Annotated in this window: 24 protein-coding genes; 14 read left to right on the forward strand and 10 right to left on the reverse strand. The window is 48.2% G+C overall.

The window, feature by feature from the left end:
• Positions 1 to 873 (forward strand): hydroxylamine reductase (locus EA408_00690; protein TVR75205.1); only part of this gene is annotated, 873 nt, incomplete at its 5' end.
• Here EA408_00690 and EA408_00695 read toward each other — a convergent pair.
• Positions 854 to 1108, reverse strand: a complete 255-nt coding sequence (locus EA408_00695; protein TVR75206.1) for a hypothetical protein — start codon at positions 1106 to 1108, stop codon at positions 854 to 856. The two genes, EA408_00690 and EA408_00695, sit on opposite strands and share 20 nt — an antisense overlap.
• On the opposite strand from EA408_00695, the gene EA408_00700 reads away from it, so the two are divergent.
• The 6 genes from EA408_00700 to EA408_00725 all read left to right on the forward strand — a co-directional run bounded on the left by EA408_00700 (position 1107) and on the right by EA408_00725 (position 8924).
• Complete coding sequence (locus tag EA408_00700; protein ID TVR75207.1) at positions 1107 to 2381, forward strand: hypothetical protein; 1275 nt, start codon at positions 1107 to 1109, stop codon at positions 2379 to 2381. The genes EA408_00695 and EA408_00700 overlap by 2 nt on opposite strands.
• 84 nt (positions 2382 to 2465) lie before the next feature.
• Complete coding sequence (locus EA408_00705) at positions 2466 to 2645, forward strand: hypothetical protein (GenBank protein TVR75208.1); 180 nt, start codon at positions 2466 to 2468, stop codon at positions 2643 to 2645.
• Positions 2646 to 2864: 219 nt separating this feature from the next.
• On the forward strand, positions 2865 to 3458 hold the full coding sequence (gene nrfH / locus EA408_00710) for a cytochrome c nitrite reductase small subunit (GenBank protein ID TVR75209.1): 594 nt from the start codon (positions 2865 to 2867) through the stop codon (positions 3456 to 3458).
• 104 nt (positions 3459 to 3562) lie between these two features.
• Positions 3563 to 5038, forward strand: a complete 1476-nt coding sequence (locus EA408_00715) for an ammonia-forming cytochrome c nitrite reductase (GenBank protein ID TVR75210.1) — start codon at positions 3563 to 3565, stop codon at positions 5036 to 5038.
• 224 nt (positions 5039 to 5262) lie between these two features.
• On the forward strand, positions 5263 to 7374 hold the full coding sequence (locus tag EA408_00720; protein TVR75211.1) for a PAS domain-containing sensor histidine kinase: 2112 nt from the start codon (positions 5263 to 5265) through the stop codon (positions 7372 to 7374).
• Between the two features lie 125 nt (positions 7375 to 7499).
• Positions 7500 to 8924, forward strand: coding sequence for a glycosyl hydrolase family protein (locus EA408_00725; protein ID TVR75212.1), 1425 nt, complete (start codon positions 7500 to 7502; stop codon positions 8922 to 8924).
• Positions 8925 to 9073: 149 nt separating this feature from the next.
• Here the strand turns inward: EA408_00725 and EA408_00730 are convergent, their stop codons facing one another.
• From EA408_00730 to EA408_00760, 7 genes are all read right to left on the reverse strand, one after another.
• Positions 9074 to 10546, reverse strand: a complete 1473-nt coding sequence (locus EA408_00730) for an AbgT family transporter (GenBank protein TVR75227.1) — start codon at positions 10544 to 10546, stop codon at positions 9074 to 9076.
• Between the two features lie 311 nt (positions 10547 to 10857).
• Complete coding sequence (locus tag EA408_00735) at positions 10858 to 11967, reverse strand: hypothetical protein (protein TVR75213.1); 1110 nt, start codon at positions 11965 to 11967, stop codon at positions 10858 to 10860.
• Positions 11968 to 12037: 70 nt separating this feature from the next.
• Positions 12038 to 12616, reverse strand: a complete 579-nt coding sequence (locus EA408_00740; protein ID TVR75214.1) for a GNAT family N-acetyltransferase — start codon at positions 12614 to 12616, stop codon at positions 12038 to 12040.
• 16 nt (positions 12617 to 12632) lie between these two features.
• Complete coding sequence (locus EA408_00745; protein TVR75215.1) at positions 12633 to 14150, reverse strand: bifunctional metallophosphatase/5'-nucleotidase; 1518 nt, start codon at positions 14148 to 14150, stop codon at positions 12633 to 12635.
• Positions 14116 to 14334, reverse strand: a complete 219-nt coding sequence (locus EA408_00750) for a hypothetical protein (GenBank protein ID TVR75216.1) — start codon at positions 14332 to 14334, stop codon at positions 14116 to 14118. Before EA408_00750 ends, EA408_00745 begins: the two co-directional genes overlap by 35 nt.
• 172 nt (positions 14335 to 14506) lie before the next feature.
• On the reverse strand, positions 14507 to 16387 hold the full coding sequence (locus EA408_00755) for a DUF5060 domain-containing protein (GenBank protein ID TVR75217.1): 1881 nt from the start codon (positions 16385 to 16387) through the stop codon (positions 14507 to 14509).
• A 305-nt stretch (positions 16388 to 16692) separates the two neighbouring features.
• Positions 16693 to 17112 (reverse strand): DUF1573 domain-containing protein, encoded by a 420-nt coding sequence (locus tag EA408_00760; protein TVR75218.1) that lies wholly within the window; start codon positions 17110 to 17112, stop codon positions 16693 to 16695.
• A 151-nt stretch (positions 17113 to 17263) separates the two neighbouring features.
• Between EA408_00760 and EA408_00765 the strand changes: the two genes are divergently transcribed.
• The 5 genes from EA408_00765 (at position 17264) to EA408_00785 (ending at position 21120) form a co-directional block, all read left to right on the forward strand.
• Positions 17264 to 17641: a BlaI/MecI/CopY family transcriptional regulator gene (locus EA408_00765; protein TVR75219.1), complete on the forward strand. Its 378-nt coding sequence runs from the start codon at positions 17264 to 17266 to the stop codon at positions 17639 to 17641.
• A 104-nt stretch (positions 17642 to 17745) separates the two neighbouring features.
• Positions 17746 to 19500 carry a hypothetical protein gene (locus EA408_00770; protein ID TVR75220.1) on the forward strand — a complete coding sequence of 585 codons (1755 nt, stop codon included), beginning with the start codon at positions 17746 to 17748 and terminating at the stop codon, positions 19498 to 19500.
• Positions 19501 to 19637: 137 nt separating this feature from the next.
• The gene (locus tag EA408_00775) at positions 19638 to 19880 is read left to right on the forward strand and encodes a transcriptional regulator (protein ID TVR75228.1); all 243 of its coding nucleotides are present in this window, start codon (positions 19638 to 19640) and stop codon (positions 19878 to 19880) included.
• Positions 19849 to 20169 carry a phosphatidylinositol kinase gene (locus EA408_00780; protein ID TVR75221.1) on the forward strand — a complete coding sequence of 107 codons (321 nt, stop codon included), beginning with the start codon at positions 19849 to 19851 and terminating at the stop codon, positions 20167 to 20169. Before EA408_00775 ends, EA408_00780 begins: the two co-directional genes overlap by 32 nt.
• Positions 20170 to 20178: 9 nt before the next feature.
• A complete protein-coding gene (locus EA408_00785; GenBank protein TVR75222.1) occupies positions 20179 to 21120 on the forward strand; it encodes a type II toxin-antitoxin system HipA family toxin in 942 nt (313 codons plus the stop codon).
• Between the two features lies 1 nt (position 21121).
• Here EA408_00785 and EA408_00790 read toward each other — a convergent pair whose 3' ends face one another.
• A complete protein-coding gene (locus EA408_00790) occupies positions 21122 to 22312 on the reverse strand; it encodes a sodium:proton antiporter (GenBank protein ID TVR75223.1) in 1191 nt (396 codons plus the stop codon).
• A 259-nt stretch (positions 22313 to 22571) separates the two neighbouring features.
• The gene (locus tag EA408_00795) at positions 22572 to 24434 is read right to left on the reverse strand and encodes a hypothetical protein (GenBank protein ID TVR75224.1); all 1863 of its coding nucleotides are present in this window, start codon (positions 24432 to 24434) and stop codon (positions 22572 to 22574) included.
• Between the two features lie 253 nt (positions 24435 to 24687).
• Here EA408_00795 and EA408_00800 point away from each other — a divergent pair, with 253 nt between their 5' ends.
• The gene (locus EA408_00800) at positions 24688 to 25011 is read left to right on the forward strand and encodes a nucleotidyltransferase domain-containing protein (GenBank protein ID TVR75225.1); all 324 of its coding nucleotides are present in this window, start codon (positions 24688 to 24690) and stop codon (positions 25009 to 25011) included.
• 119 nt (positions 25012 to 25130) lie between these two features.
• On the forward strand, positions 25131 to 25394 hold the full coding sequence (locus EA408_00805) for a HEPN domain-containing protein (protein TVR75226.1): 264 nt from the start codon (positions 25131 to 25133) through the stop codon (positions 25392 to 25394).
• Positions 25395 to 25461 lie beyond the last annotated feature (67 nt).

The raw sequence follows: 25461 nt of genomic DNA on the forward strand, positions 1-25461 counted from the left end.
GATGTTTACACCCACAGCGAAATGCTGCCGGCAAACTATTACCCGGCATTCAAAAAATACAAGCACTTCGTGGGCAACTACGGAAGCTCCTGGTGGGCACAGAAGGAGGAGTTTGAAACCTTCAACGGCCCCGTACTGTTCACCACCAACTGCCTGGTTCCCCCTTCAAAAAATGCAACATACCGTGAGAGGGTATATACAACCGGTGCAGCAGGTTTTAACGGTTTCAAACATATAGCCGACCGTGAAAAAGGCGGAAAAAAGGACTTCAGTGAGATCATAGAACACGCCAAAAACTGCAGTCCCCCGATAGAGATAGAGAAAGGTGAGATAGTTGGCGGCTTCGCCCATGCACAGGTGTTTGCTCTGGCCGACAAGGTTGTTGACGCGGTTAAAAGCGGAGCTATAAGAAAATTCTTCGTTATGGCAGGTTGCGACGGCCGTATGAAAGATCGTGATTACTATACCGAATTTGCCGAGAAGCTGCCAAAAGATACGGTAATTCTCACAGCTGGCTGCGCCAAGTACCGTTACAACAAGCTGCCGCTGGGTGACATTGGAGGCATACCCCGGGTGCTTGATGCGGGTCAGTGCAACGACTCCTACTCGCTGGCCGTGGTGGCGATGAAGCTGAAGGAGATATTCGAGCTGAACGATATCAACGAGCTCCCTATAGCCTACAACATAGCATGGTACGAGCAGAAGGCGGTAATAGTGCTGCTTGCGCTTCTTTCCCTGGGAGTCAGGAATATTCACCTCGGCCCTACCCTGCCGGCGTTTCTCTCGCCCAACGTGGCAAAAGTGCTGGTTGAGCAGTTCGGGATAGGCGGTATCACCACCCCCGACGAGGATCTCAAAATGTTCCTAAACTGATCGGATGCTGATGTTCCCCGCCGGTTTCGGCGGGGGCATCCGTTTTGAAGTAAGCACCGGGTACACCGGCCGGCGAGGGAACTGGTTTCGGCAGCAACTCCGGCATCGACGGCAGTACCGGCTGAACCGGGTACACCGGCCGGCGGGGGAACTGGTTTCGGCAGGGAAAATCAGTAAACTGAAATTTTTTGTAACTTGTACAACTGATCATAATAACTCCGAAAATATCTGCCATGCATACCAGATTGGTAATAACCGCACTGCTCGTGACACTCATAAGCGGTACCGGACTGAAGGCCCAGTTTTCCCTTTCGGGGGAATACAGGCCCAGAACCGAGTTCAGGCACGGGTTCCAAAGCCTCATGTTCGCTGATGATGATCCGGCTTTTTTTATCTCGCAGCGCACCCGGCTGAACCTGGGTGTGGCACAGGAGGATTACTCCTTCGGGTTCAGTTTCCAGGATGTGAGGGTGTGGGGTGAAGTACCCCAGCTCAACAGGAGCGATGCCCTCTCGTCGGTACACGAGGCGTGGGGTGAGGTTAAACTCTCTGAGGCAGTTAAGCTGAAGGCGGGCAGGCAGGAGATAGTTTACGACAATGCCCGTATCTTCGGCAATGTTGACTGGGCACAGCAGGGCCGCAGCCATGACGCAGCCGTGCTGAAATGGCAATCCTCAGAAAACACCCGGCTGCATGCCGGGTTCGCATTCAACCAGGACAGGGAGAGGCGTACCGGAACTTTCTACCCGCTCACCAACTACAAGACCTTCCAGTACCTCTGGCTCAACCGCAATGCCGAACAGGTCACATGGAGCCTGCTGATGCTCAATACAGGTTACCAGAACACTCCCGGCCAAATGACATTTTTGCTGACAACCGGCGGCAGGCTGGTTTACAGTCCGAGTCCGGGCAGCCTTTCCGGCTCTGCCTACCTGCAGGCCGGTGATGACCCGACGGGCTCAAGCCTCCTGGCCTGGTACCTGGCAATGGAATATGCCCATCCGCTGAATGAAGCGATAACTTTGAGCGGGGGATTTGAACTGCTTTCGGGTACCGACGAACCGGATATGGCAACCCGCACCAGGAACAATTCCTTCACCCCGCTTTTCGGGACCAATCATGCATTCAACGGGCACATGGACTATTTTTACGTGGGGAACCATCTGAATGATGTGGGACTGATTGATTTTTACGGTGGGATGAATTTCAGGCGTGAACGCTGGTCGGCCGGGTTCAGGCTTCATGCCTTCATTTCAGAAGGGGAGATCCTGATTGCAGGGGGTGGCAGGGAAGGCGAACGCCAATACCTGGGAACTGAAATAGATATTTTTGCCGGCTATACCCTCTTCGAGCAGGCTACTGTCAGGGCCGGGTATTCGCAGATGTTCGCCACTGAAGCTATGGAGCGCCTCAAGGGCGGAAGCAAGGATGAGGTCAATAACTGGGTATGGCTCATGCTGGTATTGAGGCCATCATTTCTGAAAGCCCCATCAGACTTCGTCAGATAAAATAACATGAATAAAGCATGGGGGTTCCATGGATTGAAAAGCAGATTATCCGAATCATGAATTTGTAACACATTGTGAAACAATTTGCTAACTATACTTTATACGAATGAATTAGCGCCCGGGCCATGCTGGCATCTGACTGCCGGCAGGAAGCACCTGCTCAGCAAGGGAGATTCAATCATCATGCCAGCCAACATACCGCACGCACTTAAGGCGGTAGAACGCTACAAGATGGTACTCACAATGATAAAAGAGCCAAAATAGACGTAATCCGGCTTCGGCGATTTTGGATTAATTTAAAATTAGCTGAAAAAACACATGAAAATTGACATTGGCTGTTGACCTGAAAGAGTTTTTTTGATACTTTTGGTTTGAAATCGCTATTCGGTACTGCATCGCCAAAATAACAAGGGCCGGGAAATAGTGAGTTGGTGTTGTTTTTCGCATACAAGGGTGCCGCAACTTCATAAACCGACAGCAGCTATGATAAAAAAGCTGATACTGTTCCTGGAACCGCCCCCCGGCTGGAAGCCTGCGGTGGTAATCCTTCTCGGGGTATTTACCGGCATTGCCCTGCTGGTATTTCACGCCTCAGAGGCACAATCCTACATTTCCGACAAGCCCGAGACCTGCATCAACTGCCACGTTATGTACCCGCAGTATGCGTCATGGGCTAAGAGCAGTCACCGCGAAACAGCCACTTGTGCAGAGTGCCACGTGCCGCAGGATAACGTTTTCAGCAAGTATTACGTTAAGGGGACCGACGGAATGAGGCATGCATATGTGTTCACGGCCAGGGCAGAGCCCCAGACAATTGAGATAAAACAGCGGGGCATAAATGTAGTGCAGGATAACTGTATCAGGTGTCACCAGGACCTGGTGGAGATGACCAGGCTTGTTGAGGTTACCGGCAGGAATCATCTTGAAGGCGAGGGACACAGGTGCTGGGACTGCCACAGGGATGTACCGCACGGCACGGTACGAAGCCTTTCTTCTGCCCCATACTCGCTGGTTCCCAGGCTGCCTTCAATAATGCCGCAGTGGCTCAGGGATTTCCTGGGAGGGGAAAGAGAATGACCGGAATTGTTCAGTAAACAAAAACTCATGGTAAGTAGATAACATCAGTTTTAGAGCTAATAGAGCAGAACCAGAAAATGTCAGAAAATTAAACCGATAACCCTATGGCAACCATTAAAGAACTCTCCGAAAAGAAACCCTGGCTCAACTGGGTCCTTTTCTTCGGCACAGTCGTGATTGTATTCCTTATCGGACTGTTTGCCGCCTCGATCGTTGAAAGGCGAAGCGAGGCACAGCTTTACTTCCAGATGGTGAAGCCGATACCGGACTGGGAGCCCAGGCACGAGGTGTGGGGGCAGAACTTCCCGCGCCAGTACGAATCATACATGATGACACAGGACACCACATTCGAGAGCAGATATTACGGCTCGGTAATGATAGATTACCTTGAGAAATACCCTGAGCTGGTGATCATGTGGGCAGGCTATGCATTTGCAAGGGACTATAACCAGGGACGCGGCCACTACTACTCGGTTACCGATGTGCATAATACGTTGCGGACGGTTCAGCCGCAGCCAGCCACATGCTGGACATGCAAGAGCACCGATGTGCCGAGGGTGATGAACGAGATAGGGGTAAGGGAGTTCTACAGCAGCTCCTGGTCAGATATGGGAAGTGAAATAGTAAACTCCATAGGGTGCCAGGACTGCCACGATCCGCAGACCATGAACCTCAGGATAACAAGGCCGGCGCTGGCCGAAGCTTTCGAAAGGCAGGGCAGGAACATTGAGCACGCCACCCACCAGGAGATGCGTTCCCTGGTATGTGCCCAGTGCCATGTGGAATACTATTTCAAGGGAGAGGAAACCTACCTGACCTTCCCGTGGGACATGGGATTCAGCGCCGATGACATGGAGGCCTACTTTGATTACCATGAGTTCACGGACTGGGTGCACGGACTGAGCAGGGCGCCGATGCTTAAGGCCCAGCACCCGGACTATGAACTTTTCAAAACAGGGATCCATGCAGAGAGGGGCGTTTCGTGCGCGGACTGCCACATGCCATACCAGAGGGAGGGGGGGATGAAATTCACTAATCACCACCTGCAGAGTCCACTCAACAACATAGCGGGATCATGCCAGGTATGCCACCGTGAAAGTGAGGAAACACTATTGCAAAATGTCTATGACCGCCAGGCCCGCATAAGCGAACTCAGACGCATTACCGAGAAGAACCTGGCACGCCTGCACCTCGAAGCAAAGGCGGCGTGGGATGCAGGGGCCACCGAAGAGGAGATGCACGATGTGCTCCAGCTTATCAGGCATGCCCAGTGGAGATGGGACTGGGTGGCTGCAGCAAACAGCATGGGGTTCCACTCTCCCAACGAAGCGCTGAGGGTGCTCGGAACCTCCATACAGAAGTCCCAGGAGGCCCGGGTGCACCTGGCAAGGATATTCGGCAGGTACGGAGTGCCGCAGCCCCTGGAGCTGCCCGATTTCTCAACAAAGGAGAAGGCTCAGGAGATTGTGGGACTCGACATGGCACAGATAAGGTCGCAGAAAGCTGATTTCAAACAGAACGTACTGCCTGTATGGCTCGAGGAGGCAAGGCAGAGGGAAGCCGCCTACAACCTGCCTTAAAAGATAATGCGGGGCCCCTGCTCCCGTTGAGCACGTGTAACTGCATGCAATATCATTGGCTGATGCAAATCCATGGCCGGCAGTGTTTTCCTGCCGGCTTTACTTTATCAACATTGCCGTCGCAGAAAACATACCCTCACTGTTGATAAATTAACAGGTAAAAACCAGCCGATTCTGCATTAAATATTTTTCTTACCCGGCAAAAATATGTTTCTTCAGGCCTGATGATAAAAGGCAACAAATCAGCGCTCAGGAAGGTGCTGCCGTTAGCGGCAGCGATCATTGCAACCTCATTACTTGCCGCAACCCTCCTGTTCCTTGCAGCCAATGGCGGCAGCATTCTTTTTACGGGCGTTGCAGCGGCAATGGTCATTCTTGTTTCAGTTGCTGCATCATACCTGCTGCTCCGGCACAGCCGACAATCGGGTAGTCTGCACTCCCCCGCATCTTTCCAAACCGGTAAGATGTTCGGAGATTTTATGGATGACCTGCCGCTGGGCGTATTCATAAAGGACGGTGAAAGCAGGGCCGTTTACCTGAACAGGCACATGGACAGGGTTTTCGGAAAGTCAAATTGCCTGGGCAAGACGCCCTACAATATATACGACAGAACTACGGCCGGCCGGGTGATGGATGAAGACAAAAGGGTACTTGCCGGTGAAAGTATAACGGTTGAAGAGGTGCTGACAGACAAGCACGGTAGGGAAAGGGTATACACAACTCATAAATTCTGCCTGTTTGACCATGAAGGGAAGAGGCAGATCGGAGGCGTGTCGATCGAGATAACACGGCGGAGGGAGGCTGAATACAGGCTGAGAATCCTTTCCAGGGCCATCAGGAACTCGCCCGTTACAGTGGTGATAACCGATCCCGGAGGAAACATCGAATATGTGAACCCGGCGTTTATAAATTCAACCGGCTACAGCTTTGCCGAGGTGATGGGCGAGAATATGAAGATCATAAACTCCGGGCACCATGATGATATGTTCTTCAAGGATATGTGGGAAAGGATAAGAAGCGGCGCCGAATGGCAGGGAGAGATCCTCAACAGGAAAAAGGACGGAACTCTTTTCTGGGAGCTGGTCAGCATTTCATCGGTTACTAACAGGGACGGAGAGATAACGCATTTCGTGGCAATCAAGGATGATATAAGCAAGCGCAAACAGATGGAGGATGCTTTGCGGAAAGCCAAAGAGAAGGCCGAGGAGAGCGACAAGCTGAAATCTGCCTTCCTGGCCAACATGTCGCACGAGATACGTACGCCGATGAATGCCATAGTGGGACTGTCAGGATTACTGGGAGACCCTGAGACAGCCTTCAGTGACAGGGTTCAGTTTTCACTGCTTATAAGAGAGAATTCAAACGTGCTCCTTCAGCTAATTGACGACATTGTTGACGTATCAAAAATTGAGGCGGGGCAGATAGCAATGAGGCCCGAACCCTGCAACCTGGAGGCCCTTATGGATGAGATATACGAATCGTTCATGCCCCAGGTCAGGGAGAGGGAGGATGACACCCTTTTCGTGCTGAAGAAGGAGAAAAGCTCCATGCCGCTCCAGACGGTAACAGACCAGCAACGGCTCAGGCAGATCATCACCAATTTACTGAGCAACGCGTTGAAATTTACCAGAACAGGCAAGATTGAATTCGGATACAGCCTTGAGAAGGATAAATCCCTGCTTTTTTATGTGAAGGATACGGGCCGGGGTATCCCCTCCGATAAACTTGAGCAGATCTTCGACCGCTTCAGCCAGATTGACCGGGAGGACGGGGACTTTCACAGGGGTGCGGGACTGGGGCTGTCGATCTCAAAAAGCATTGCCGAACTGCTGGGCGGATCGATCTGGGCTGAATCTGAGCCGGAAAAAGGTTCATGCTTTTATCTCTCAATTCCCTGGCACCCGGTTAATTCGAAAACCGTGCAGGAGAGAAAGCAAGTGGTTGCGGTGGACTATCCCCGGCTGACGGGGCATAAAATTCTTGTCGTGGAAGATCTTGAGGTGAACTACAGGCTTATTGAAGTGATGCTGAAAAAAACAGGGGCCACCATCCTCTGGGGCCAGACAGGCGGGCAGGCACTCACACTTTTTGCTGAAAACCCTGATCTTTCACTGGTATTGCTTGACCTTAACATGCCTGATATAAACGGATACGACCTGCTGGTTACAATGAAAGAGCAGAGGAGCGACCTGCCTGTTATCATCCAGACAGCATATGCAATGAACGGAGAAAGGGAACGATGCAGGAAAGCTGGTTGCGACAATTACATAACCAAACCGCTGCAACTGGAGCAGTTGGTGGAGGCAGTAAGAAGCTGCATGCTCGAGGCATCATAATATCCCCGGCTTCTGGCGTGATAATGTTCCCTGCCCCAGGATGATGCAAATTTCAACAAATATTCAGTTATTTGTAAATTAGATTTTTATATCTTTATCTCCATATTACCTAAAAGATTGTTGCGATGTCAAATTTCATGCTGAAATTCAAGTTCGGACTGAAGTCCAGGCTTGGTATGCTAACCGGAACATCAAGAATTGAGGCCCAAAATACGGCGCTTAAACAGGAGTATGAAGAGTTTCTCAGCTATGAAGAATCAAAGGAGCCGCAAAGATTCGATGAGCTGGAGGAGATCGTCACTTCGCAGGATTTCCGCGACAGGAAAAAATTCATCAATAACCAGCGGTTCAAGGGCTCTGATGCTCATGAAAAGTTCAAGGAGTACAACTCCATGAAGAGATCACCGGAGTTCAAAGGGTATTTCAGGTTTATTGGCTCAAATTATTTTCCTGATTTTAAGAAGTTTGACAATTCGCCTGAAATAAATAAGATCGACGCCAACAGGGAAGAGGACAAGGATGAGATAGCAACCCTCAGAAAATCACCGGGCATCAACGCCTATTACAAGCTGGCGAAGAAAAAGGATCTCACGCATTATCGTAAGATTGACGGATCGCCTGAGCTGGAGAAATTCAGGGAGCTTGAAGAGTACGTCAATTCAGATGAATTTAAAAAGACCAGGGAGTACCTGGAGATGAAGGACAAATTCTCCGGCACCCCTGAGCACCAGCAGGAAAAGGAGTACCTGGAACTTAAGAAATCAAAGAAGCTCAAGTGGTACCATAAGGCAAAAGCCTCGGGAAAATTTGATGAGGTCAAAAAATGGAAGCTTGAGTTTGAAGATGATTTTTCAGGCAAAAGCCTTGACGGCAAAAAGTGGCTGACCACATATTTCTGGGGTAAAGAACTGCTTAAAGAGGGATACTCTGTCGCTTCTGACCTGCACTTTTACACCGAAGGCAAGAATCACGAGGTGGCTGATAAGCTTCTTAAACTTCATACCCGCAGGGAACCCGTAACCGGCCAGGCATGGGATCCGGCGCTTGGCTTTTTCCCGAAAGATTTTGAATTTACCTCGGGACTTGTCAACACCGGGGCCAGCTTCCGCCAGAAGTACGGAGCCTTTGAAGCGAAAGTGAGGATGCACCGCGCTCCATCTGTATGGCATGCTTTCTGGATGTTATCGGAACAGATGGTCCCGCATGTTGACGTGTTCCGTTTTTCGGGAAAGAAAAGGAACAGGATCGAGTTCAACAACTACTGGACAAGTAACGGCGACAAGCAGAATATAAGAAAAAGCTCAGAGACGGTAGGTGGCATAGATTTCGCGAAAGGCTTCTTCATTTTCAGACTCGAGTGGTATCCCGGCATGCTGGTATGGAAAATCAACAACACCGTGGTCAAGAAAATAACCCAGGGAATTCCGCAGGAGCCGATGTATATACTTTTCAGCTCCGGCGTTGACAGTGAAGACGGTAACGGACTTCCCACCTCGATGGATATTGACTGGGTCAGGGGCTACAACCTGGCAGAGGAGACAGCCGAATAGGCTGATCCTGCATCTCAAAATAGAATTGGCGCCCGGCGACGGGGTCATTGCCTCTCACTTCGACCCCACCCGCGAGATACTGGTCCCGGTCATGTTCCTGATCTAAGGCTGCCGGTGACCTGCACTTCCCCGAAAGGGATATCTTTATCTTACAGGTGAATGGTCTCTCCCACCCCGATGGGAAGGTTCAGACCGTACCACAGGAAGAGAAGGAACACCCACATCAGGAAAAGAATGACCGCGTAAGGCACCAGCAGTGATACAATGGTGCCGATGCCGATACGGTTGTTGTATTTGTGTATCCATCCGAGCAGCAGCGGGAAATATACATAGAGCGGCGTAACACAGTTGGTTATCGAGTCGCCCACCCGGTACATGAGCTGCACGAAGGCCGGGCTGTACCCGAGCTGTGCCAGCATGGGGATGAATATGGGGGCAAAGATGGCCCACTTGGCCGACCCGCTGCCGAGAAAGATGTTCAGTAAGGCAACCAGTATCATGAAAAGGGTGAACATAACAGGCCCGGTTAGTCCGGTACTCTGCAGAAACTCAGCGCCCTTGATGGCAAGTATGGAGTCGAGGTTCGACCAGTTGAAAAGGTTGATGAACTGGGCCACAACCAGCATCAGCACGATATAACCCGACAGTTCCTTCATGCCGTGTTCCATCTGTCTGAGCACATCGTTGGGCTTTTTGATGGCGCCGGTTGTCTTGCCGTAAAAATAGCCCGGGATGGCAAAGAAGAAGAATAAAATTGGAACTAGTCCCCGCAGAAACGGCGACGGGACAAGTCCACCGGTCACCTGGTTGCGCAGCGGAGCGTTTTCGGGAACCACAAGGACAAGGATGAGGATGGTATAGACAAGCAGTGAGAGTCCGGCCCGGCGGAGACCCTTTTTCTCAACCGGGGTGAGCGTTGCCCTCTCTGTTGTTATTGTTGTGTCGGCAGCATATTCAAAACGGCTGCATGCGGGGATGGTGTACTTTTTGGCGATAAAGGCCCCTCCTGCCCCGAGCAGCACCGTTGAAGCGATCATAAAGTACCAGTTGGCCGTTGCGCTCACCTCCTGCCCGTCAACCATCTGCGATGTTATCTCTGAGCTTATGCCGGCAAGCAGCACATCGGTGCCGGCGATGAAGAAGTTGGCAGTAAATCCGGCGGTGGCGCCTGCATAACCTGCAATCAGTCCGGCAATGGGATTAAGTCCCATCTGCGTAAAGATCAGTGCTGCTATGGGGGGGACAATGACGATACCGGCATCGGAACCGATATTGCCGCATGCGCCGATAATGAAGATAACCGGCAGAACGACCTGTTTGGGCACGGAGAATGCTACCGTTCGCAATGCCACCGTCAGCAGTCCGCTCCTCTCGGCAATTGATACTCCCATCAGCATCACCAGAACTAGTCCGAATGGCGCAAAATGGGCAAAATTGGTTACCATCTCTTCGACAAAACGCCTCAGCCCTTCGCCTGAAATAAGGTTCTGCGCCTTAACGGTGGCGCCCGTGCCGGGATCGACGGCGCTGACCCCCAGCAGGGAGGTTATGCCGCTGAGCACGACGATGAAGATGCAGATCCACAGGAATATCCAGAAAGGGTGGGGCAGCTTGTTGCCCATAACCTCTATCCAGCGAAGCACACCTTTTGAGCCGGATTCAACCGGGGCGGGGGGAGCATTCCCGGAGCCGGGGTTGTCTGCGGGGTTGGCGGGGTTGTTGCCAGCGGGGCCGGGGGTGCCACTGCCGGTGGGGTTGTTGCCAGCGGGCTTGTTGCCAGCGGGCTTGTTGGCGTCGGGGTCGTTGCCGGAGGAACCGGGGGGGTTGTTGCCAGCGGGCTTGTTGGCGTCGGGGTCGTTGCCGTCTGGCCGGCTTTTCTTCTTTTTGTTATGATCTTTTCCTGCCATCTTGCGATCGTGGTTTTATTTGTTATTCAGTAAGTATTTAGCGAGGGAATTGCTATGGTAAACACCGTACCTGCTTCCCGGTCTGAACGAAAGCTCACCCTGCCACGGAGATAACTCTCCGTAAGCAGCCTTATACTGTAGGTTCCCCAGCCCCTGCCGGCCCCCTTTGTCGAGAATGACCTCTGGAAAAGCTGGAGCTGTATATCGTCAGGAATTACGGGAATACTCATTATTTTTATCTCGGCCGATACCGGGTCATCTGCTGCAGGACCGGCAGCAACAACCACCTCCTGGGTATCGTCGCTGGCCTCAAGGGCATTTTTGACCGCATTTATCAGCACCCTTCTCAACAGGGTTTCATCCGTATATATCTCAACACCTGACTTTTCATATTTAACTATCCTGTTCCGCAGCTTGTTGTTGGCAAGCAGGGTATTGATAACACCAGTTATCAGATCGTCTAAATTAACTTCTGAAACCTTAACAGAGAGGGTATGGTTCTCAGCATCGCTTATGAGACGGTAGGACTGTATTTCATCTGTCAGCCGGGATGAAAGCTCGTTTATCATAGACCGCACCTCCCCCGGAGGCAGATCGTCGAAAAGCTCACTAAGTCCGTTAAGCACAGAAATTGAATTATTTATGTCGTGAAGAAAGATGTTTTCGAGAAGCTCGCGGGTTTTCTGGTCACTAATATCCTGAAGGTAGGCAAAGACATAATCCTGGCCGTTATGGCTGAACGGCCTTGTATAAACACTAAGACTCATCGTTTCTCCCTTGTCGAGGGTGATATTGCATTCGCCGGCGGAAGCCTCCCCTTTCTCGCTCCGGACTATTGCATTGGAAAATCCGCACACCTTGCAAAAATCAGAGCTTCCGCAACCATATTCGGCATTGACAGCATGAATGCACAGCAGGCACTCTCCGGGCCTCATACCGTTGCCGGCTGTCTCTTCATCCCGGTTCAGGAGGCGGGAGAAGGTCCTGTTCATATAGACAATCTGCCTGTTCCGGTTCAGTATGATAATAATGTTGGGGAGATCGCGAAGGATCAGGGTGAAATCGTAGCCGGCAAGCAGATCATCTGCCTGTTTCCTGACCACTTCAACCGGATCACGCACCTTGTAATCAAACATTGTATTCTTTTGTGCTGTTTGATCGCTAAGGTAGAAAAAAAATATAAACGGAGGCTCTGAATGGCAATAATTAGCTGCCGGCGCCGAAACGGTCAATATAACTGCCGATAAACCGGTTCATACGATTTATCATCTCCTCCTTGCCGGGCAGGTCCTCATCGGCCTCTTTTGTTTTAAAAACCCTGAAACCACGGGCCATGTAATTGGACAGTGCTGCATCAGCATCTTTGGTGCAGGTGTGAAGCCATACCCGCGACACACCCTTTTCACGGGCGCTGCGGACTGCATGGGAGAGCATCATGCCCCCGAGCCCTTTCCCCATATGCTGCGGGAACAGTCCCAGAAACCTGATCTCTGCCGATGAACCACCGTCAAACTCAAGCTCATAGTAACCGGCCAGATCGCGGCCGCTGAAGCAGAGGAATGTTGCCACATCATGGTCTGCAAACCAGGCATCCCATTCATCCATGGTCCATCCCAGCCTGGAATACCACCTCCAGGGCATTCCGACACCGGCAAAAAGCACTGCGTTCAGGTAGGGTTCGGAGCTGACTTCACGGACCTCCAGCTTTTCAAGATATCCTTCGCTGGGCCTGAACAAGTCATTGTCAGTCAGCTCAAGATAGGTTGTGATCACCTTCTCGGTCATGATGATTTTGGTTTTGTCAGTGTTGTACTATCCGGCTCCTGGTGCTGTATGTGATCCCGATGTCGGGGTTCTTTTCAATATGATCTATCAGCACTGCGGCAGTTATTATTCCCATTCCCGTGCCCTGGTCCTCTCTCTCAAAATCAAAGGCGCTGGCCATGTAGGAAGGCATTGCAACGCTGTATTTCCGGTTTGTTACAAGCTCCATGCCTGAAGGATCAAAGATCTTTACATCACGCAGGCTTCTGTCCTCTGCCAGGTGCACTTCGATGGTGCCGCCGGCAATCTGGACCGAGGGGGTGTTGCGTGAAGAAAGGCTGTTGCCTATAAGCCTTTTAAGCTCAGGATAACTCAGGTCCATCCCCACCAGTTCGTTACCGAAGGGGTCCATCCTGAATATGTCCCTCACCCTTACATCACCATCCATGCTGTTCACCCTTATGCCCCCGTAATTCTGGAATGCAAAGTCAAAGTTGCCGTATTTACGGTAAGTCTCGGTTATGAATATCCCCAGCTCATCCTTGTTTTTAAGTGGCTCTGCCAGTCTGCCGATAACCCTGTTGAGTGCGGGATTGTCGTTGTACATCTCCACCAGGGCAGCTATTTCGCTGTCAGCACCTTCAATGCCGGATGTCCGTATCATCGCGGCGCTCTTTTCGACAAGTTCCCTGCCCCTGAAAACCAGCGTCACCTTGCCAACATACTGCATATTTGACCCTGCCTGTGTGACCAGGACCCCGTTATGCTCTTCAGGCCTGAGGGTGAGCGTGTGGCTGTGACCGCCAATTATCACATCAAACCAGGGATACCGGGCTGCCATGATGGTATCTGACACGAAACCGTGATGAGTCAGTCCGATCACGGCATCAGCCCTTGCTGTAAGATATTCATACTCACCTGCCGTTTCAACCGGTGGAAAGAACTCAATGCCGGTCATATTGCCGGGATGGGCGGAAGGTATCCCCTGGTTATTCAGCTGAACGAGTCCGAGAAACGCGATCCTGTGCCTGCCCGCCCTGAGTATGGTGTATGCATCGGGCTGAGCGAGAACTGAACCCGAAGTGTTGAGATTGGCAAGTATAAAGGGGAAGTCTGCCTGTTCCATCCTGTCGGTCAGCACCTCAAGTCCGTAATCAAACTCATGGTTCCCGATGGTATTGATGTTATACCCGGCTCTGTTCATCAGGTCGATCTTCGGGTAACCTTTCGGGTCATAATAGTCGACGATCGGATTGCCTGAGAATATATCGCCGGCGCTCACAAGGAATACATGCTCTTCCGTCGCCCGTTCGTTGTTCACCAGCCAGGCAAGTGAAGGGAAATGGTCAAGCTGCGAATGGCTGTCGTTGGTATGGAAAATGACCACCCGGGTCTCCTGCTCTTCGCAGCCTGAAAAAATAAAAATCCCGGCAAAAAGCAGCAGGATGATCTTTCCTGATATTTTAAAGTTCATCGGGTTTTGATAGATTAGTATACAGGGAACATCACATTTGACTTTATCAGTATTTGCCGGCATCAACATAGACACGGTCATCTGCCGAAAGGCTGCCGTCAGGCATCACCATGTTGCCATGTTTATCATATACCGGTATATCAGCATGTGGCTCACGGGTTTTTATCCCTCTCTTTAACACTGCTGAGAAATATTTGTTCAGGGCATCCCTCACGGTGGCGCCTTCGAAAAGGTCAATGCCGGTATCGTTTACAAACACTTTCATTTTGAATTTAAAATGCTAACCCGTCGTGAGCAGTTGCTCACCAGCGGGAGGCTTCACTTCCCGGAAAGTCCGGATAGCTAAGATACTGCAGAATTCCGACCTCCGGGCATTGTTTCAATCCCGTATCTACCTGGCATTAACGCCGGTCGCTGCAGAATTCCGGCAAAAAACTTCAATTCTTTACGATCCTGAATGCCACATCGGGATGGGGCTCCGGAAGCGCCGGCACTGTAAACTGCAGCTTGCCGTTCCTTGCCCTCACCCTTTCAGTTCCTGTTACCTGTCCGCTCCACGTATCGTACCAGCTGACCGTATATCTGCCACGGCCCTGGCCGTCAAGCTCAATGACCGTCCCTTCGACACGGTCTTTGCTGTAATTCCTTACCCAACCGAAGGCCTCACTGCCGGCATCCATAACATATACGTCGCCCCCCCCGGCGGAGACTTCGGCAGGCTCGAACGGCAGGTTGGCAAAATCTATATAGTCGGTGAATTTTCTCAGGTACTTGAGCTTCATCCAGTCCTCGTCATTCAGAAAAGTATAGTCCCACCACACCGGTATGCCGGCAAGTCCGTTTGTGAGCGACGCCCATATGGCATTGTGGTAAACCAGGCGGTACTCCCTGCTGTTCCGGGGGTAGTATTCCCACTCGGCGCCCGATTCACCAAAAATGGCCGGTTTCATGAACTCCTCGTCCCAGAACCGCCGTGCAGCCCAGGCATAGTTATACATAGCGCTGCGCAAAGTATCGCCCGGATATTTTATCTCCCATCCCTGTGTGGGATACAGGTGCAGGTTGGGCACATCGACAATTTCGTGGAGTTCCCTGCGGTACTGGTCAAATCCCCCGCTGAAGGAGGCCGTTACCGGGTGGCCGTAGGGATCATTTTCATGGAAATAATCCTGGGTTTTCCTCACCCAGTCAAACCCTTCCTGGTGGCGCCCCTGGGCCCAGCCATCGGTGCCGTTCATCTCGTTGATTATTTCCCAGAGACCCCAGCTCCTGCTGTGGGCATAACGGGCTATCAGGTAACGGTACTTCTGCTTCTGGTACTCAAAGACAAGAGAATCGCTGTAAACATCAGCTACGTCGATAAGATGCCTGTAAGGGTTAATTTCCCACCTTGTAGCCCATACCGTAGCAGAGAACAGGTCATGCGGCCAGATGGCAAACATCAGCTTTATATCGTCCTTTTCGAGTATCTTCAGCAAAGAATCGATCCTCCCGCATTTCTCCTGGTTGTAGCGGCCCAGCTCCTCCTCAATAAGTCCGGCTCCGCCGATGAAACCACCGTATGTGATGTTCCACAGTCCGAAAAAATTGGCATTATGCCTGGCAAATGTTTCGAACCGTTCTGCATCGTTCCTCCAGGGAGAGTAAACACCGACAGCATAATAAGATGTGCCGTCATCATAGCTGAAATATCGGGGATTGACGTCAGACTGCCTTATCCAGCCGTGATGTTCTGAAGCGACAGCCTCGAATGACCCGGCGACTGGCTGGCCGGTGCGGCCGGCATCATTGACAAATAGACGGTACTCATATTTCCCGGTCTCGTTGGGAGAGAACCTCAGTTTCCACTGGTCGGCCTCCCGGTAATTATCGTAAAAGCCGTTAATTCGTATCTCCCTTCCCGACGGTGCAGTGAAAAGGGCATATACATCTATGTCGGCCGGATCAAACGGATTATCTATTTCAACATTGTGCAGGTCGAGCCATAACTCGAATTTTTCATACTTCCCGACGGTGGTAGTGTTGACCCTTGCCACTGAAATGGCGGGTTCACCGGCTGGCGGCGAAGCGACAACGGAGGCTGAGGCTATGCCCGGGGCAGTGGCCATCCAGAACGCTGAAGTTTCACCAAATACAGACGGTTCATCACCCGTCTCTTCAGCCAATACCGAAGCTTCTGCGGGTCCCGGCAGGCTAACCAGAAAAAACAGAGCCGTAATGAGTGACAGTGTGACCTGACCGCCGGCAATCATATAATACGATTGCTTTCCGGTTTTAACCTTACCATGTGCGGAAAATCCGATATTCGTTTGCTTCATTACTTAAATATTTTGTGAGACATCTGAACCGCTAAAATAATTATTATGGGCGAATTCCCGAACGGTAACCATAAAAAAGGCAGACAACCAGGGGGGGCGGCGGTCAGCCAAGGGGAAAACCTGGAAGCTGATGGAACAGATAGCTGAAACTATCGGGGGCACTATGGAAATTATCTGGCTTTAGGCTGGATCGTAACGGCCCGGCATCATGGCATCACGGAAACCGCACTTCCCCGGTCTCAGGTCTTGGGGACTGATCGCGGGGCAGGGAAGCTCATAACACGGGTAAGTACTTAATTGACGCCTTAATCTTCCTGAAGTATCTCCGTTGACTCGGGTTCGGTCACCTCCCCCTGAATCCGCAGTATTGCAGTTTGACGGTTAACGGCGTTGGACTGAATCGTAACTGTACGGCGGATCCTGTGGGGCCGCGGTACGATCCTGAACTCAACCTCAACAAAACCGGTGTCAGCCGGCGCAACAGGCTCCTTTGTATAATCATTTACCCTTGTGCCGCAACAGGCCCTTACATTGGACAGTACCAGTGGCTCGGTTCCCGTGTTGTAGACAAAAAAAGTTAATTTTCCTTCGGGAACGTTATCTGTAAGGATAGTGCCATAATCATGCAACTCCCTGTCAAACGAAATAACAGGCCCCGGTTCATCCTGCGCAAAAGTGAAACTACCGACAAACAAGGCGATCAACAACAAACTGAATGTCCTCATGATGTATGTTTTAATAGAATTACAAGTTAGAAGTTCGTAAATTTACGAAATGAATTGCAAAAATCGCAGGATTTGCAGTTTTTTTTGAAAAATAAGTTGCAAATATCATAACCAGATTCTATATTTGTAGAACCTAATAACAGCATGTAGAATTATGAAACTTTCAAAAGCTGAGGAGAAATTGATGGAGCTTATCTGGAATAAAGAAAAAGCTTTCCTTAAAAATCTTGTTGACAGCCATCCTGATCCGAAACCGGCATCAACCACGGTAGCAACCCTGCTGAAAAGAATGCAGGATAAAGGATTTGTAGGCTACAAGCTGTACGGTAACTCAAGGCAGTATTTTCCGCTTGTCTCGAAAACCGACTATTTTTCCGGGCATGTAAGGGGAATGATCAAAAACTTCTTCAGTAACTCGGCCCTGCAGTTCGCAACGTTTTTTACCGAAACAACCAATCTGAGCGAAAAGGAGCTCGAAGAGCTGAAAAAGGTAATTGACCAGGAGATCAAAAAGAAAAAAAAGCCATAAACAAGCCGTGAGCCGGGTCCGGCAAAGGGCAGGATTATGTCACGGCCCGTTTAACAACGAATACAGTAAAAACAGACGGCAAAACTTATGAAAAACCCTGAACCATGGTCGCCTACATCATCAAAGCAATCCTGTTTTCTGCGCTGCTGCTTGTTATCTACCGCCTCTTCCTCGAAAAGGAAAAAATGCACAGGTTCAACAGGTTTTACCTGCTTTTGAGCATCATACTGCCTATTGCCGTACCCCTGGTGCCCATTCAGACAGGAATTCCGGTTTTGTCAGCATTTGAACCGGTTATCACGGCAGGAGATAAACTGGCCAGGTTAGATTTGGCTGGCGCAGTAGCCGAAAGAAGTAAAGACGCGGCCCGTCCAGATAACCACGTCCCGGCAATGGATGACTCCGCAAAACACTACCCGGCCATGGTAGCCTCCGTAAAGGACTGCCCGGCCATTGAGGGCTACGAAAACCACCCGGTTCAGGGTGATCATTATAACCATGACACTATTATCGACATTGCAGGAGAACCCTTTTCAGGGAAAAACAACAATCTGTTGGGCAACCTGCTGCTTTTTGTTTACCTGGCAGTTTCAACAGGCTTCCTTTTAAGGTTTTCAAGGAATATTCATGCTTTCAGCAAAAAGGTAAGAAATAACAGGTCGGTCCCCTACTACGAGGCAAAACTTGTCCTGACCCGCGAGGAGATTATTCCCTACAGCTTCCTTAATTATATTTTCGTTAACGAGGATGATTACAAAAACGGGACTATTGAACAGGCGGTGCTGGGACATGAGCTTACCCATATCAGGCAGAAACATACCTTGGATATATTGTTTTTTGAGCTGGTGAGGATATTTGGATGGATAAACCCCTTCCTGCCATTTTACCGGGATGCCCTGCGCCTCAATCACGAATTCCTGGCAGATGAGTCTGCTGTCAAGGAATGCTGTGAACCAGTCACATACCAGTACCTTCTTATTAAAAAGACCAGCCAGGGACCTGGTATGGAACTGTCAAGCCCTTTGAATTACCTCTTCATTAAAAAAAGACTGGTCATGCTGAATAAAAAGGAAACCGCAAAGAGGGCGGTATTAAAGCAGTTAGCTTTGATCCCTGTAACAGGGCTGCTTACCATGCTTTTCCTTAACATTACTGTAGCGGCCGGATACGGAGGGGGTGCCGGACCGGAGAGCGGGATCAGTGATAACATCGTTTCTGAATCATCACCGCCTCAGCAGCAAAACCGGGCAGACACAACACAAATTCAGGCTCCGCCACCGCTATTTTCAGATGACTTTATCCCGGTTCCGCCCACCGGTGCAGTGCAGGCTGGAAACAGTTCCTGGGAGGTGGCAGGAAGAACTGACGCATCAGGCAATGAATTTAATGAGATAACCGGGGTGTTTGAGGGAACAATGCAAAGCAAAGACATTGATGAGGCCCCTCTGAAAGTGAAGATTTTTGTAACTAACCGCAAGGGTGGAGAGATGTTTACAGAGTTCTATGAAGCCGGGAGTGAAGCTCCTGAAAATATGCATAAACGATTTAACGAAGTTGTAAATTTCAACACCCAGACTCACCTGCCGATTAAGGTTACTCTCAACTCAGGTGAGATAATTGAAATGGGTCAAACCGCTGGTGGAACACATATGTGGGATTTTAATTTTCCACCTCCGGAGACTCCCGAAAATCCAAGATTCAAAGGCTCCAGGTTTGGAAATCTGTTAAGCGTTATCCTGGAAGAAGATGAAAAAATAAGTGTCATGGTTGATCTCAGCCATGTTACCGAATTCAATAATAAAACCTATCGTTTTGACATTGACCCCACCGGGTTAAAGGAGTTGTTCGCGAAACTTTAGGCGGATAACAGACCTTATCGGGTATAATATGATGCCCGACCATCCGCCTTATACCCTTTCGGGTATAGCTTCATTTTGTTAATTAATTTTTACTATCTTTATACCCGTAAAGGTATAATGGTATGGAACACACACCGATGACATTGTCCTGTTTTCTTAAAGATAAAAGAAGACAACTAAATCTGAATCAGCAGCAATTGGCCAGGAAAGCTGGTGTCGGATTGCGATTTATACGTGATCTTGAGCAGGGTAAAACAACCTTGAGAATGGATAAAGTAAATCAGGTTTTGAAACTGTTCGGACAGGAACTTGGGCCACAACCAATGAACCGTGAAAAACTTATAAATGATGAGAAAAGCAAGAGTATACATGTACAATGAACTGGCCGGTTTTTTAATTGAATCCGTAGACGGTTATTCATTTAATTATGATGTGAATTACCTGAACGGATCAGTGGCTAAACCAGTCAGTCTCACCCTGCCCTTACAGGAAAAACCTTATGTGAGCAGAATTTTGTTTCCTTTTTTTGATGGATTGATTCCTGAAGGCTGGTTGCTGGAGATTGCACAAAGGAACTGGAAACTCGATTCCCGTGACAGGATGGGTTTGTTACTTGCATGCTGCAAAGATTGTATTGGTGCAGTCAGTATCGAAGCCGATAACTCATAACTGCAGAATATGAGACGATGTTTATATTGTTATGAACCATTAGGAGAAGACATTTCGGAATTTCACAGTAAATGCTCCGTTAAAATATTCGGAACACCTGATCCCCCTGATTTGCCCTATTCAGAAGATCAAATGCTACAGCTTGCTGAAAAGGTAGTTAAATCTCAAACTACTGTGACAGGGGTACAACCAAAATTATCTTTGCATCTGGAAAAACCGGCAAAGAAAGACAAACCCCAACGATTTACAATAGTAGGACTCTGGGGTGGATACATTTTAAAACCACCAACAAATCAATACAAGTTTCTTCCTGAACTCGAAGATCTTACCATGCATCTTGCTGAAATTTCAGGAATTGATGTAGTGCCCCATTCTCTTATCAGGCTAAGTTCCGGTAAACTTTCATACATTACCAGGAGGATTGACAGGACAAATGGGGCCAGAATTCATATGGAAGATATGTGCCAGCTTACAGAAAGACTAACTGAACAAAAATATAACGGGTCACATGAACAAATCGGGAAAGCCATCGTCAAATACTCGACCAATCCGGGATTAGATATTATTAATTTCTTTGAACAAGTTCTTTTCTCATTCCTTACGGGAAATGCAGATATGCATTTAAAGAATTTTTCTCTTATTGACAGACCGGAACTGGGTTACATGTTAAGTCCGGCTTATGACATGGTTGCATCAAAGCTTGTTGTGGAAGGTGACGAAGAAGAACTGGCTCTCACCTTAAACGGGAAAAAAAAGAAAATAGGAAAGAGAGACTTTTTTGAGGCATTATACAGATTTAATGTTGACCGAAAGGCTGTTGAAAACATATTCAGTAAATTCAGGTCATCAGTTGAAAAATGGCATGATTTTATTGATATCAGCTTTCTCCCGGAATATATGAAAAAATCATATCATAATACGATCAGGGAGAGGGTAGACAGGATGTATTAAATTATTGGGGACTATTTTTAGCCAGGTACTTCTTTCCCGAAAGGCTCATTGCTATTGACCCGAGGGGTGCCGTTATTATTATGGAAAGTACAGCCATTATCATTATAAGTTCTCCTGCCGGTACGCCAAGCATAAGAGGTACCGATCCAATAGCTGCCTGTACAGTTGCTTTGGGACTGTAGGCCGTTATGCAGAATGCCTTTTCTTTCAGGGTCAGCCCCGTTTTGTGCAATGAGATTAATACTCCCAGCGACCTCACTGCCAGTCCCCCGAAAATAACTGCAACACCCGTCAGGCCGGCTTGTCCTGCCAGCATGTAATTAACCTCGGCGCCCACCAGAAAAAACAGCAGTATCTCAGCAAATACCCAGATCTTACTTAACCGGGCCGAGATTTCCATACCCAGTCCGGGCCATTTCTCAAGTATTACAAATCCTGTAACCATCACCCCGAGCAGCGATGCCAGCGGTATTATATCCTGAAGTATGTTTTCAAGCGAGGTTATGAAAATTGCAGTTGCAAGAAGTACAAGCGTTTTCTTTGTATGCCTGATGCTGAATTTTCTGAACAAAAGTACCAGTAGAAGTCCGGTAATAACGCCAACGGCAATTCCCGTCAGCACCGAAAGCGGAATCAATAATATCTGGCTGGCCACATTTACCTGTGCACCTGTATAATATCCGGCGAAAGCCGAGAAGATTGTTATCGCAACCACATCATCAAGTGAAGCGCCGGCTAGGATCATTGCCGGTATGCCTTTGTCGGCACCTTTGCCAATTTCCATATAGTGCAGCATTTTGGGTACGATAACTGCCGGAGAGACTGCAGCAATTATAAACCCCAGCATTCCGGCTTCAATTGTGCTGATGCCAAAAATGTAACTTGCCGCCAGCATAATTGCTGTTCCTTCAAGAATTACCGGAATAAAACCGAGTTTGACGGCAGGTGCGCCAACCATTTTGAGAGTCATCATGTTAAGTCCGAGTCCCGCCCTCAGAAGAATTATGATAAGCGCTATCCTCCTGAGATCCTCCGATAACATAAGTATGGTGCCATCAATCCAGTCGGCTCCATATGGCCCGATGATCATTCCAAGAAGCAGGATGCCCAGGAAGCCAGGAAGTTTGAGCCTGGTAAACAGCTGGTGGGCAATTATTCCCAGCATAAATATTATTGCAAGACTGACAGCCATGACATTGGTTGATTATGCATAAAAAAATAAACCCCTGCCATACAATTCAACAGAATTGTAAAACAGGAGTCATCAACTGAGTTTTCAGTGGTTCATGGCGAACTCCATCGCCGTTTGCCTGTAAGTGCCAGGAAATGTATTTCCTGGGTTTACCTGCACCGGCGAAAATAGGAGAATCCAATGATATCTCCAAATAACCGGGAAAATGGTATTCTGTGGACACAAAAAACCATCGGAAAAAGTTATCTGTTTTATAATTTTAATAATTCCTGATTGTTGCATAAACCCCGTACATCTGATCTTCTATATTGAATAATGGACGGAGTGTGTAGGTTCTGTCATTATTTTCAAGATTGAACATACTGTTCCCATCTACCGCAGAGAGGCTGCTCAAAATGGTTTTATGATCGCCTTTGAGGAACAATTCCGAACTGCTCTCAAAAGCTAACAGCATAGGTCCGTAAAATAGAGCTATCACATTGTTGTCGTCGGGCATGGTTTTAATGTGAAAGTCATATTCAAAGGCCAGACTGACCCTGTCATTATCTTCCCATTGTCGTTTTAACCCCAGGAACGATTCCGGGGTGGTTTGAACATCCTGTTTTTCGCCATTTACAGAGATCTCAACTTTTTCAGCCCATGATGGTATAAAAAGCATGAGCTCAAATTCAGATCTGTTTTCTGTTGAGACAATAAATTCAACACCAGGGTTTTCAGGAAAATTTCCTGTTTGTTCTATTTTAATTCCCTTATCAGCCCAGTTTAACTTCGACGGGATATACATGTTTACCCACAAGACTGAATTATTGTGGTAGTATATTCCCGAATTGAGCTGTGCAAAGGCTTCTATTGAAGATCCGTTGCAACAACGGAAGTCATTTTCTTCCAAAAAAACTTTTTGTCGTGGTGAGCCCAGCGGTAAATGGTATACATACCTGCCGGTATGGGCACTTTGCAATGCCATTACAGAATTGTAAAAGGTATTCATCCAGGCATCGGCATACTTTGGACCGGCGGTCCACGAAAACAGGGTTGCCGACAATTTTTGAGTATTGTGCGACACACAGGTTTCGGCAATTTCCTTTGTCATTGTATTGCTCAATTGCCCGGGCACACCCCAGTGCTCTGCCGTAAGCGAAACAGGTGTTACAACATTGGGGCGGGGGCCGCTGCTGGAACCGTTTGCATAAGCATGATGGTTGATGAGCATATCCCAGAAATTGATCACTGCATCGCGGTATTTTTCTTCCCTGCCAATAGAATAAGCTTGCGCAAAGCCATTTAATAGAACAATATGTGTATTGGAATGAAGGCCCGATAAAATATTCTCGTTTCTGGCCAATGGGTCGAGAAACCAGTCACGGTCGAATAATTCAGCCAAAGCCAGATGAGCCGGATCTTTTGTTACCTTATACAGCTTACAGAGCACTTCATTCATCGCCCCCGCTTCGTTATTGGGGTTTGCTCCAACGCTATACAGGACTTTTTCAATGGTTTCATCATCGAGTTTAGACATGCGCATTTCAACCCAGGCAGCCATCTCCTTAACCATTTCCAATGCTAATTCGTTGCCCGCATAAACATAGGCATCCAATAAGCCCTGCATAATTTTGTTATAAGTGTAGTAAGGTGCCCATACCCCTCCAAATCTTGTTTCGAGCACGTCGAAATCCCTTTCGGGGAAGGCACTCAGATAGCCATTTCCCAATGCCTGCTGACATTTATAAAGTTCACCGACCATGTAATTCAGCCGTTGGTGGAAGGTGCTATCTCTGTATCTGTGAACTAAAAATGAAACAGCAGAAAGGTAATGCCCGGTGAAATGCCCTCTAAGTCCGATCCATGGAGCTTCCCAGCCTTCAAGCGGACTGGCTTCGGATGGCAACCCTGCATTCTCCCTGAAATTATGAAGAAGCCTTTCGGGGTCGAGCGATTTTAAATATGCTGTATTCAGATCTTCACGATCCTTTACCCACGATTCAGATAATGTAATTAAATCTGGTGGAAACGGGCTGGCTGTTGCATATGTCAGGCCGGTGCCCGGTTGTTCCTTAATCTTTTGCCCGTCACAAGAATACAACAATATTAAAACTGTGAATACTGATATTTTAAACCGGTTCATCTTAGTTATTATTAAATGTTGATCTGCAAAAAAGAATAATAAAACCAATTAATATACAAATATTCTGTAATTTAATGCCATGCAGTCTTTCCTTTACCGGGTTAAAAATACATTGAGCATAGAGTTGAGGAAAATTAATTTTTTACCATGTAGGTATGTTTATTAAGACTGATAGATCTGAATATATCCTGCATATGGTTAAGTTAAAATTGTCTCGTATATTTGTGATAATCGATTATATGTCAAGACAAACATGACAACCAATATAGATATTCTCAAAACTGTTAAATCACGCTTGAAAGAGGAACTGGGCGATGATTTAAACAAGGTTATTTTATTTGGTTCCAGGATAAATAAGAAGGCAAACGAGTTCAGTGATTTTGATGTTCTTATAATTCTTAACACACCAGTTCACTGGACAACAAAAAACCTTGTACGTAATATCTGTTTTAATATTTCTCTGGAGCATGATGTTTTTATTGATTCAAAAATCATCTACTTAGAAGACCTGGAAACAAAATTCTGGGGTAAACACCCATTATTTACTGATGCAATAAAAAACGGTATTCATGCCTGAAAATTTAAATGAACTTATAGAATACAGGATACAACAGGCATATGATACCATTGCAGAAGTTGAATTTCAAATAGCAAAATAACTATTTAAACACTGCCGTTACCAGAATCTATTATGGGATGTTTTATATTCTGCTGGCACTTGCACTGAAGCATCATTTTAAAACGTCAAAACATCAGCAATTGATTGGATGGTTCAATAAAGAATTCGTAAAATCAGGTAAAGTCGATACCCGCCTTGGAAGTATTATTTATAAAGCATTTGAAGACAGAACCGATAGTGATTATGGCATTTTTATTGAATTTGAAAAAGCTGAGGTTCAAATTAAACTTGAAGAAATGAAAGAGTTCATCAGCAAAATCGAAGAGTTAATTAATATTTAAATTACCAACCTGTTACTTAGAGCGAAGAACCCATCTTGAAACGTTATTTTTTTACCACTTTCATGTG

The sequence above is a fragment of the Marinilabiliales bacterium genome, assembly GCA_007695015.1.
GTDB lineage: Bacteria > Bacteroidota > Bacteroidia > Bacteroidales > PUMT01 > PXAP01.